This window comes from Psychrobacter sp. (assembly GCF_018260395.1).
Lineage (GTDB): Bacteria > Pseudomonadota > Gammaproteobacteria > Pseudomonadales > Moraxellaceae > Psychrobacter.
In genome coordinates this window covers 1-11,440 of sequence record NZ_JAGLBC010000079.1, presented here as the reverse complement: position 1 = coordinate 11,440, position 11,440 = coordinate 1, and the positions used below count along the sequence as shown (strand labels likewise).

Genomic DNA, 11,440 nt, shown 5'->3' with positions numbered 1-11,440 from the left:
AGGCTATAAATATAAAAAAATCTCATTTATATCTAATTATTTTAGATAAATGAGATTTTTTTTGTTTGTGACTTGGTTAAAGAATTAATTTTAGTAAAAGCAGATAATAAATTATAAGTAGATACCCAAAATAAAGGTCGCTATATTTGCGACCCTCATCTTTATTTGTTAGTAATGAAATTTATCACTAATAATCAATTATTCAAAACATAAATTTTATTACTAGTCGCTATAACGGCTTAAGTTAGATAGCTTAGGATTTGCATTAGGATTACGACGAAGCAACAGTGCCATACGACCAATGCTATGAATAAGCTGAGCGCCAATTTTGGCAGCTAAGTCATCACTAAAAGCTTCACGCTCTTCTTTAGTGCCTGGTGGGGTTTTAATCTTAATAAGTTCATGATCGTTTAAAGCACGTTCTAACTCTTCAACCACTGAATCAGTTAAACCCTTGTTGCCGATGGTCACAACTGGCTTTAATTCATGACCTATACCTTTTAGACGACGCAGTTCAGTGTTGTCTAATGCAAGGTGTTTATTATATGCAGTATTCATAATGTCTCAGTATTAATTATTAGGCCTAACTTATCCAGCCTTGAAAAGAAAATTTGGATAGAGTGAAGAAATCACTGCATCGAAGCAAAAGCTTTAAATTTAAGTTATTTAGTCCATCAGTTTCTATAGATCACAACACTTCTCTTAAATTTGTTCACTTTCAGTGGGGCATTATAAAGAATATTGTCAAGGTTTGCATGATGAGTTTGTAATGTACAAAAGGTTTAAACTTGCTATTTAAGATGTGCAATAACGTCTTGCCACCTATAAGATTAATAATATAAATCATGTTAAAATTGCTTTATTCAATATTTTGGTTTTTCTAAATATACAGTGAGGATATTTTGGCAACCCGTATTACAAATAAGACATTGTCTAAGAGTAGTAAAGCTTGGATGAAAGAGCATCTTGATGACCATTATGTACAACTTGCTCAAAAAGATGGCTATCGTGCACGCGCCGCTTATAAACTGCTTGAAATTAATGAAAAGACCAATCTAATTAAAAAAGGAATGACTGTTGTGGACTTGGGCAGTGCGCCTGGGAGTTGGTCTCAAGTGGCAGGAAGATTGGTTGGAGAAAGTGGCATATTAATTGCTTCAGATATCTTACCGATGGATGCTTTAGAAAACGTTACATTTATTCAAGGTGATTTTAGAGAAGAAGAAGTATTCAATAGCCTGATGAGTGAGGTAGGCGATAGTCAAGTAGATGTAGTGTTATCGGATATGGCGCCGAATACATCGGGGCACACAGCAGTAGATCAACCTCGTATGATATACCTATGTGAATTGGCGGTAGATTTTGCACTAAAAGTATTGCCTAATGGAGGGTCGCTAGTGATGAAAGTATTCCAAGGGGAAGGTACTCAGGAGTTACGTCAGCAAATGCAATCTCAGTTCTCAAAAATACGTAGTATTAAACCTGCGGCTTCTCGTCCTCGCTCTAAAGAAGTGTTTTGGATTGCTACAAAATAACTGATGTTGAATTATTCCTTTTAAAAGATTTATTGTTATGAGAATCTAACTGTCAATAAATATAAAACCTTTATTTAGCATCTTCATTGTTATTTTATACTATAAATTTAAATGCAATTTATCAAAGTTAGGTAGATATTAGTCCTATATTCATGACTATCACAGGATTTGTTCGCTGTATTTAGGTATATATCGTAAATTCGACGATTACTACACAAAATATCCTTAGAATTCTTCATTATTATCGGTCTTATGCTTGATAATTTAGTGGAGCGACCTAATAAAGGTAATAATAGAACAATGGTTACGTTATACCGTTTTAATAATGACAAAATATTAATGCATGTATTAAGACGGTGAAGGGCCATAATTGTTTTTTTGTCTCATGCTATAATCTTAGTTTAGACAGAATTTTGAATACATCAATAAGTAAGGGATGGTATAGCTTGTGAGCGACATGGTAAAAAATACCTTATTGTGGCTAGTTGTTATCGGCGTATTAGTGCTGGTATTTAGCAACTTCGATAGCAGTAATGAGCCTGATACGCTCAATTACTCTGAGTTTGTAACTCAAGTCACTGAAGACCAAATAAAAAGTGTCAAAATCGATGGTGAACAAATCACCGGCGAAAAAGTTAATGGCTCGGAATTCGAGACCGTTGTACCTGCCGTGGTCGATAACCAATTGATGCCTACATTACGTAAGCACAAAGTTGAGGTGCAAGGTGCTGCCCCTGAACGCCAAAGCGTAATTATGCAGTTATTAATTGCAAGCTTTCCTGTTTTGCTTATTATAGGTATTTTCTTATTCTTTATGCGTAACATGCAAGGTGGTGCTGGCGGTAAAGCTGGCGGGCCGATGAGCTTTGGTAAGTCTAAAGCTAAAATGTTAGGTGAGGATCAGATTAAAATAAATTTTAATGACGTCGCTGGTGCCGAAGAAGCCAAACAAGAGGTTGTAGAAGTTGTAGATTTCTTAAAAGACCCTGATAAGTTTACCAAACTGGGTGCAACTATCCCACGTGGTATCTTAATGGTGGGCCCACCGGGCACTGGTAAAACATTACTAGCTAAAGCTATTGCAGGCGAAGCTAAGGTTCCATTCTTTTCAATATCAGGTTCTGATTTCGTAGAAATGTTTGTTGGTGTTGGTGCATCTCGTGTGCGTGATATGTTTGAACAGGCCAAAAAGAATGCACCATGTATTATATTCATTGACGAAATTGATGCTGTAGGTCGTAGCCGTGGTACGGGTATGGGCGGCGGTAATGATGAACGTGAACAAACCTTAAACCAACTATTGGTTGAAATGGACGGTTTTGAGGGAAATGATGGAATTATCGTCATTGCTGCTACTAACCGTGCTGATGTTCTAGATAAAGCTCTATTGCGTCCAGGTCGTTTTGACCGTCAAGTACACGTAGGCTTACCAGACATTAAAGGTCGTGAAGAGATCTTAAAAGTTCATTTACGCAAGTTACCTGCAACAGTGGGTGTGGATGTCAATGCTTTAGCCCGTGGTACGCCAGGCTTTAGTGGCGCGCAAATTGCAAACTTAGTTAACGAAGCGGCCTTGTTTGCGGCTCGTCGTAACAAAACTAGCGTCGATATGAATGATTTTGAAGATGCAAAAGATAAGCTGTTTATGGGTCCTGAACGTAAGTCTATGGTACTTCGTGAAGAAGAAAGACGTGCGACTGCTTATCATGAAGCGGGTCATGCTTTGGTAGCTGAGATGTTACCAGGTACCGATCCTGTGCATAAAGTAACTATTATGCCGCGAGGTTGGGCATTAGGGGTTACTTGGCAACTGCCAGAATTTGATAAAACTAGCTTAGATAAGTCAAAGATGCTGAATGATATCTCTATATTATTTGGTGGTCGTATAGCCGAAGAAATATTTGAAGATCAAAAAACCACAGGTGCTTCTAACGACTTTGAGCGTGCTACTAAAATGGCTCGTGCAATGGTGACAAAATATGGTATGTCAGACGCTTTAGGTATTATGGTGTATGAAGAGGATGACTCTTCTCAAGGATACTTTGGTGGTATGACGCGTTCTATCTCTGAAGCGACGCAGCAGAAAGTTGATGAAGAAATTCGTCGTATTTTAGAAGAGCAGTACGATATTGCACGTGAAATCATTGAAGCTAATAAAGACAAAATGCATGCTATGGTCGATGCTTTAATGAAGTGGGAAACTATTGATAGAGATCAGTTGCAAGACATTTTGGCAGGTAATGAGCCACGTGAACCGCGTGATTATCAAGAAAAAGATGTTACGCCTAAGACAGTTCAATCTGGAGTATCAGATTCTACCTCTGGCCCAACGCCGCCGCCTTTACCAGCAATGTAGTAAATAGTTTTTTATAGGTACTTAGGCGTTGTTAGGAATGATTGATTTAATTTAGTTTAGTAGTATTCATTTTAGCTAATAAAGTTTAGCTTGAACATCAAGAAGCACCTTCAATTGAAGGTGCTTTTTTTATGATTTCTACGTTAAATTTAAAAAACTATCCAATAATTATCCAATAATTATCCAATAATTATCAAAACATCATTAGGGTATATATCTGTTAAAATAGAAAATTATATAGCCCGAATTCGTTTTAAAAATAATTCTTATAAATAAGATAGCAAATAGAAATATAACTATGCAATTACATCCTTATCCTAGTTCAGTTATTGAAACTAAAACTTTAAAAGAACAAGTTAAACAATTAGACTTATCGCAACCTCATATCATGGGTATCTTAAATGTGACGCCTGACTCTTTTTCGGATGGAGGTAAATTCACTACCACGGAAAAAGTTTTAGACCATTGTGAGCAGATGATACGAGAAGGGGCAAGCATTATTGATATTGGAGGCGAGTCAACCCGTCCTAATGCTACCCCAGTTGATGATCAAGAAGAAATACGTCGGGTAGTGCCTGTAGTTGAAGCGATTCGTCAAAGGTTTGGGGATGAATTGTGGTTGTCTATAGATACCAGTTCGCCACAAGTTATAAATCAAGCAGTTAAAGCTGGTGCAGACATTTGGAATGACGTAAGAGCCTTGACAAGAGTCGGTGCGCCAGAGATGGCAGCTGATTTAGATATTCCCGTGGTATTGATGCATATGCGAGGTAGTCCGACTACTATGGCAGCTCAAGCAGTGTATGAAGATGTGACTCAAGAAGTTATCTCAGAGTTAAAACAGCGTATTGATACTGCTTTGAGAGCAGGAGTAAAACGCAATAAAATCATTATTGATCCTGGATTTGGTTTTGCTAAGGATTATCAACATCACAAAACCTTATTAAACCAGCTTAACCAATTACATCAGTTACAACTGCCTATCTTGTTTGGAATTTCTCGCAAGCGTTTTTTGGGCGAAGTGCTTAATAAAACCCAGTTGCAAGCCTTTGATAATAATATTGCTACCGATAGAGACGGTGTGGGAATGGCTGCTGCCTTATTGGCATATTTACAAGGTGTCAGTATAGTTCGAACCCATAATGTAGGGTTAACCATGCAAGGTCTTGCATTATGGCAGCAACTTAGCCAGTAGCTTTCATTTTGATGTCGATGCTTAATAAGTGGGCTTTTACTGCTGATTTATTTAGCTATATCAGTATTTATCAATATTCAGTTTTTATTTTAATTAAGAGTACCTTTTATATGACACAATCAGAGCCTACCAATGAGCAGCGTCGAGTCATTTATCAAGCCCGACGTGGGTTAAAAGAATTGGATTTTTATATTGATCCTTATGTTAAACAACATTATCTAACTGCTGAGCAAGAGGAACAAGCGACATTCGCCAAGTTACTAACTTATGAAGATCCTGACTTACTCAATTATTTTATGAATCAAGACACACCTGATGATCCAAAGGTTGCTGAACTGGTTTTAAAATTAAAAACATTACAACATGGTGACTTATCTTAATAGTTAAATTAAAAATAGTTTTGTACGTATTAACTGGTATGACTTATAGAGTTAAACTATGAGTAATCAACTAGTAGTTGATATTGTTCCAAATCGAAGCTGGCAACGTCTTTACCGTTATGGTTTTTTATTTATAATATTGTTGGTTGCTAGCGCCACTCAGTTATCATTATATTGGATTTTTGCAATAGCCATATTTGCGGTGTTACTCATTAAGATAACTGAACTAAAAACCAAGCCTCAGTTGGTGCATTTGACAGGTTGTAATCTTGATGAGAGCGATGCATATTGGCAATTACTCTATAATCAGAAATCTCAAACTGTATTATGGCAAGCGCATTTAATCTCAAGTCAAAGCTTTCCTCATTGCATACAGCTGATTTTCGATACAGTACAGCCATTACAAAAGCGGGAAAATATTTTAATTTGGAAAGATCAGGTTACCTTAGATACGTGGCGTGAGCTAAAGGTTCTAACACGTTGGTAATAAATAAACTATCTAGATCAAATCAATTTTAAATAACAAATTATATAAAAATAATTTGTTAAACGATACCGAATTAAGTGTTAAGCTTCTACCTAATCAATTCAATAAATCAATTCAATTTATCCAATAAATTAATCAGTTGAATTTGACACTCAGCTAAGGTTTGGGTTGATTCATGTCTATAATTGGCTTACTTTGTCTAACTTACATTCATTTGCTGACTAGGGTAGCTTTATAGGGCTGATTCACAAGCCTTGATTGTATCAATTTTAAATTTTAAGGAGATGTTATGAGCTTATTAGGAAATTTAGTTGCTCAAGTGGCACGTCAAGCAATGGACCCTGAAGACAGTCAGCGTAACCCTATTAACCAACGTATTCAGCCTCGTGCCACTGGCGGTCTTGGTGATATTTTAGGCAGTGTATTAGGTGGTGGTCATCAGCAAAATAATCGTCAACCATACAATAACCAATCAAATGGTTTTGGACTAGATGATATTATTGGCGGCGCTCTTGGCGGTCAAATGAATAATCGTATGGGCGGTGGTGGTGTTGGCGGTTTAGGTAGTATCCTTGGTAGTGTGTTAGGTGGGGGCATGGGCTCACAAAGAGGCGGTGCTGGTAAGGCAATGCTTATTGCGGCACTTATGCCTATGGTGCTTAACTGGATACAACGCCATGGCGGATTGTCTGGTGCTTTATCAAAAGTTCAGGAAATGGGTTTTGGTAATCAAGCTAAGTCATGGATGAGTGCCCAAGATGAAAATCAAAATCTTGACCCTAATCAAATCAATAAACTGTTTGATGACCAAGAAATTCAGCAAGTCTCGCAACAAGTAGGTGCAGATGAAACTGAAGTACGTCAAGGATTAGCAGAACTGCTACCCGAAGTTGTCAATCAGCTGACACCTAATGGCGGCCTTGATAAAGAAGAAGAGGCAAATAGTGAAATTAAAGATATTTTAAGTCAGATTTCTGCATCTTTACCAAGATAAAGTGTGTTTAATATATTGTTGAATGATTTATTTGATTACTGATAATTAATAAGCGTAGATAATAGACAATTAAATATTAAAGCCAGACTCGTTAATTAACCAGTCTGGTTTTTTATTGTGACTATTATGTGAAATTTAACGCAGATTGAGCGAAATGAGTGAACTACTGATTTATCAAATAGAGGGCTAGTGGTATGATAATGCGTTAAATCTGGCACTTGTTATATTAATTCTTATTAAGCTTCAAAGAGGCGCTCATGTTTTTGGCAGTAGATACCGTTTTTGATCAGTGTTCAGTAGCTGTAGTCGATGATAATCAACAGATCATAAGCTGTATTACTCAACCTGGGAAGCGGGAGCAGACCCAACTAATACTACCCATGATTGATAATGCTTTAAAACAAGCAGAGGTTAAGCTTGCTCACATGACCGCTTTGATTTTTAATAGAGGTCCTGGTCCTTTTAGTGGTATTAGAATAAATACTGCAGTGGTTCAAGCACTCTCAGTGGCACATGACTTATCTTGTGTAGGGGTGTCAAGTTTAGCGGCAATAGCTCAAGCCGCTTTTGAAGAAAAGGGTACCGAGCGGGTATATTCTGCTTTTGATGCCCGAATGAAGCAAGTTTATTTTGCTGAGTATCAGCTTTTGCCAGAGTCTCAAATAATGAGTTTGGTAGCAAGCAATCCTGAGCAATTGCTAGATTATGATCAAAGCACTGATAACAATTTTCCAATAGCTGGCAATGGCGCTACGTTATTGACGCCTCACAAAGGCCAAGTTATATATGATGAAGTCCAGCCAAATGCGGTAACTTTAGCTAAGCTTGGCATTGCTCAATATTATCAGTTAGGCGGTGTACCTGCTGAATTAGCTTTACCGGTATATCTACGTAATGATGCGTGGAAAACCCTAAAAGAACAGGGAAAAGCTTAAATTAGACTTTTTATGTTAAGCAAACCTCGTTTTAATAATTTAACCATTCATAGCGAGCACATATCTTGGATCTACTATTAATTTTTAAAGCCATTATCATGGGTATTGTTGAGGGTATAACTGAATTTTTACCCATTTCAAGTACCGGTTATTTGATACTGTCAGCCGATATAATGGGCTTTTGGACCAAAGAAAAAGCCGATTTGTTTATTGTTGTCATTCAATTAGGGGCGATTGTCGCAGTTATTTATGAATATTGGGGACGATTATGGCAAGCCCTTATGGGGTTAATAACAGGCAAATCAGAAGGTCCAAATGCGTTAAGAAATCCTCGTCAACTAGGTCTAAGCCTTATTGTTGCCACAATTCCTGTAATGATTATTGGTTTTACTCTAGCAGATACCGTTAAGCATTATTTATTTAATCCTTATACTGTTGCCATGATGCTAATTATAGGGGGCCTGCTCATTCTTTTTGTAGAGCGTAAATCCATAGCGGTTAAAGCAGAAGAAGCTGAAGATATCAGTTTTAAACAGGCTTTAATTATTGGCTTATGTCAGTGTATCGCGCTTATTCCCGGTACTTCGCGTTCAGGTGCTAGTATTATTAGTGCGCTTTGGCTTGGGGTTTCTCGTAAAGCTGCTACGGAATTTTCTTTCTTTTTGGGTATTCCAGTACTGATAGGGGCAGCTTTGCTGGATATGATTAAATATAGCAATGCGTTAACTTCGTCTGAAGATTGGATAGTATTGGGTGTCGGGACATTAGTGTCATTTATTGTCGCTTTAATATTTATACGCTGGTTAATAGATTATGTTAGTCATCGTGATTTTACAATTTTTGCATGGCTTCGTATTATTACAGGTATTTTAGTGTTAGTCGTATCTTGGATGTTTAATTACACGATTCAGGGTTAAGCTTGCCAAGGATAACTCTACTAAATAGACCTACCAAAAGTATTAGACTTAGCGATGATGGAATACTTCAATATAAGATGATGAAACCAAGATGAACCAGCCTGACTACAGCGCTAATATTGCTTTAATTTATTCAGCATCTACTGCTGCAGCTCCGGTTATTCAAGCATTAGAACAGTTAATCGATAGATCAGGTTTATCTCTTAGATTGCAAGTTATTGCTCTTGATCAAAAACTAACTCAAAAGGTACGTAAACAACTTAGCGAACACTATACCAATCCTGTTTTAATTATTGATGATAAGCTTCAGCTGTCCCTATTAATGAATCACATGAGCGTGGCTGTAGATTGGACAAGCTTGCAGCGCCGTGTGGTCAGTGCAGGTAGAAAGACAGAGTTGTTGTTGCAAGCTTGCAAGTTGACAGACCAAAGCCTAGTATTAGACGCCACAGCAGGTTTTGGTCATGATAGTTTAATTCTTGCAAGTACGGGAGCAAAAGTCACCATGTTAGAGCGAAATCCTTTAATGGCTTTGCTATTAATGTACGAGCAGTATCAAATGTATCAACTTCCCAACTGGCAAAAATTGATGGCAAGATTACAGATAGTTTGTGGTGATTCTGCTGAATATATGGCAACCCATTATGAAGCTAGTCAAACAGCTTTAACGTCTGCCTTTAACGTGATTTACTTAGACCCAATGTTTCCTGAAAACAGCTATCAAAGTACAGCGACTGGTAAAGGCGCTAAAGTAGGAAAGCATATGCAAGCTTTGCACCATATAGCTATACCACCAGATAATAAGGAAGAAAAAAATCTGCTTGAATTATCAATGAGTAACGTTGTTGAAGGGGGCCGAGTAGTGGTAAAACGTCCAGCTTCAGCACCACTATTTGCTAATTGTGAGCCTGATGAAAGTTGGCATAATGATGTAGTGCGCTTTGATGGCTATTTTAATAAAGCGTTAAGAAGTTAAAGCAGCCTAGATAAAGTAGATTTATGCCCAACTTACTTCACTGAAAAGGGCTTACTAAAATTAGGTATAAATGATAAGCTGAACTAAATTAAACATACCTTATAAGTTATTCTGACTCTACCATGACTCAATCCTTTTTACCGCCAGATAAAGAAACCAGCATCTTCAATTTGCCAAACAATTTAACCATTGCTCGTATTGCAATGATTCCGTTATTTGTGGCAATTGCTTACTGGCCCCCAGCATTAGGTATTGGGGTACCAATGATCACGGATAATGCTATTGCTAATATTGGTATGAACATTGCTGCATTTAGCGATAGTATGTTAAGACATCTGCTTTTAACCTTGTTGTTCGTTCTAGCTGCTATAACAGATTGGTTAGATGGTTATTTGGCACGTAAGATGAATATAGTTTCTGCCTTTGGTCGATTTTTGGATCCCGTGGCAGACAAACTAATGGTAGCTGCGGCTCTAATAGTCTTGGTACAGTGGCATCCGAATATTATTATGTCGATTGCTGCTATTGTTATTATTTCACGTGAGATTGCTGTTTCAGCTCTACGCGAGTGGATGGCAGAATTAGGGGCTCGTACCAGTGTTGCTGTTTCTTATGTTGGTAAGCTAAAGACCACATTTCAAATGATTGCCATTACGGTTCTTTTATTGAATTTTGAGTCTTTAGAAATTATTGGCTATATACTAATGGTAGGTGCAGTAATACTTACCTTATGGTCAATGATGATTTATATGCGCGCCGCTTGGCCTTTTTTAAAGCAAAATTAGTAAAATATGAATAACAACTGAAAATAACTTATAAAAAAAACGCCTCATAAAATGAAGGCGTTTTTTTAGATTTTATAGCTTATTGATTTGTATAAGCATTAAACTATATATCATCTTTCAAATATCTAATTTTCAATATAAAACTTTTAATATGAAAGTAGGTAAATTAAAACTCTACAATATCATTCTCACCTATGTCTTCTGCGGTTTTACCATCTTGAATCATAGCACTTACCATTTTGAAAGCATTAATAAGTGAACTACCACTGGTCCAGTATTCAGCACCGTGCGGGATTACTTTGATGAGCTGTACAGCTTCGTCTTCTTTGCCATGTTCAAAGAAAGAATCATAAATAGGTGACCAAAGCTCATCTAATTTATCCTTATCGTCAACCAATTCTGCATCGGCTGATATCGATAAATAATTTTTTTCATCTTGTGTGGCATAAGATAGTCCTACCTTTTTATTGGTTTTAATGTCTGCCACGATATCAGAACCCTTATCACCTATAAACCAAATAGCTTTATTATCAAGATCTGCTTTAGTAGTAGTCATAGGCCAAGCATGTACATCGCCTTTAGCGTTTACTGTGCTAAACATAGCATATTTAACCTGTTCAATAATAGCCAAAACTTTTGCGATTTTTTCTGCATTACTCATAATTATGATCCTTAGGTATTATTTTATTAGACAAATGCTTATAAACTTCTAGAATTTAGAATTCTAATAGCATAATGAAAAACCTTATACAGTTTCATAGTAAACCAATGTTAGCCTTTGTAATGATTTTAAGGTTTTATTTAAAATTTTCATTTATCTTTAATTAACTTAGATTAACACATGAAGTGCAATATCAAATGACAGGTGAAAAAAAGACCT

At 36.8% G+C, this 11,440-nt stretch carries 12 protein-coding genes; 10 read left to right on the top strand and 2 right to left on the bottom strand.

Features of this window, described 5'->3' with window-relative positions; translation table 11 throughout:
* Window positions 1-222 precede the first annotated feature (222 nt).
* A complete protein-coding gene (locus tag QZ265_RS07200; protein WP_296404818.1) occupies window positions 223-558 on the bottom strand; it encodes a YhbY family RNA-binding protein in 336 nt (111 codons plus the stop codon).
* Window positions 559-902: 344 nt separating this feature from the next.
* On the opposite strand from QZ265_RS07200, the gene rlmE reads away from it, so the two are divergent.
* The 10 genes from rlmE (at window position 903) to pgsA (ending at window position 10,560) form a co-directional block, all read left to right on the top strand.
* Complete coding sequence (gene rlmE / locus QZ265_RS07195; RefSeq protein WP_296404816.1) at window positions 903-1,535, top strand: 23S rRNA (uridine(2552)-2'-O)-methyltransferase RlmE; 633 nt, start codon at window positions 903-905, stop codon at window positions 1,533-1,535.
* 457 nt (window positions 1,536-1,992) lie between these two features.
* Window positions 1,993-3,891, top strand: coding sequence for an ATP-dependent zinc metalloprotease FtsH (gene ftsH, locus QZ265_RS07190; RefSeq protein WP_296404820.1), 1,899 nt, complete (start codon window positions 1,993-1,995; stop codon window positions 3,889-3,891).
* Window positions 3,892-4,189: 298 nt separating this feature from the next.
* On the top strand, window positions 4,190-5,086 hold the full coding sequence (gene folP / locus QZ265_RS07185) for a dihydropteroate synthase (protein ID WP_296404814.1): 897 nt from the start codon (window positions 4,190-4,192) through the stop codon (window positions 5,084-5,086).
* 110 nt (window positions 5,087-5,196) lie between these two features.
* Window positions 5,197-5,466 (top strand): succinate dehydrogenase assembly factor 2, encoded by a 270-nt coding sequence (locus QZ265_RS07180; protein WP_296404810.1) that lies wholly within the window; start codon window positions 5,197-5,199, stop codon window positions 5,464-5,466.
* Between the two features lie 58 nt (window positions 5,467-5,524).
* Entirely contained in the window at window positions 5,525-5,953 is a 429-nt protein-coding gene (locus QZ265_RS07175) for a hypothetical protein (protein WP_296404809.1), read from the top strand.
* Window positions 5,954-6,242: 289 nt separating this feature from the next.
* On the top strand, window positions 6,243-6,947 hold the full coding sequence (locus QZ265_RS07170) for a YidB family protein (RefSeq protein WP_296404807.1): 705 nt from the start codon (window positions 6,243-6,245) through the stop codon (window positions 6,945-6,947).
* Between the two features lie 257 nt (window positions 6,948-7,204).
* Window positions 7,205-7,882, top strand: a complete 678-nt coding sequence (gene tsaB, locus QZ265_RS07165) for a tRNA (adenosine(37)-N6)-threonylcarbamoyltransferase complex dimerization subunit type 1 TsaB (RefSeq protein WP_296404805.1) — start codon at window positions 7,205-7,207, stop codon at window positions 7,880-7,882.
* A gap of 65 nt (window positions 7,883-7,947) precedes the next feature.
* Window positions 7,948-8,799: an undecaprenyl-diphosphate phosphatase gene (locus QZ265_RS07160; RefSeq protein ID WP_296404804.1), complete on the top strand. Its 852-nt coding sequence runs from the start codon at window positions 7,948-7,950 to the stop codon at window positions 8,797-8,799.
* A gap of 91 nt (window positions 8,800-8,890) precedes the next feature.
* Window positions 8,891-9,775 carry a class I SAM-dependent methyltransferase gene (locus QZ265_RS07155; RefSeq protein ID WP_296404802.1) on the top strand — a complete coding sequence of 295 codons (885 nt, stop codon included), beginning with the start codon at window positions 8,891-8,893 and terminating at the stop codon, window positions 9,773-9,775.
* Window positions 9,776-9,897: 122 nt separating this feature from the next.
* A complete protein-coding gene (gene pgsA / locus QZ265_RS07150; protein ID WP_296404800.1) occupies window positions 9,898-10,560 on the top strand; it encodes a CDP-diacylglycerol--glycerol-3-phosphate 3-phosphatidyltransferase in 663 nt (220 codons plus the stop codon).
* A 166-nt stretch (window positions 10,561-10,726) separates the two neighbouring features.
* Here the strand turns inward: pgsA and QZ265_RS07145 are convergent, their stop codons facing one another.
* Entirely contained in the window at window positions 10,727-11,221 is a 495-nt protein-coding gene (locus tag QZ265_RS07145; protein WP_296404797.1) for a pyridoxamine 5'-phosphate oxidase family protein, read from the bottom strand.
* Window positions 11,222-11,440 lie beyond the last annotated feature (219 nt).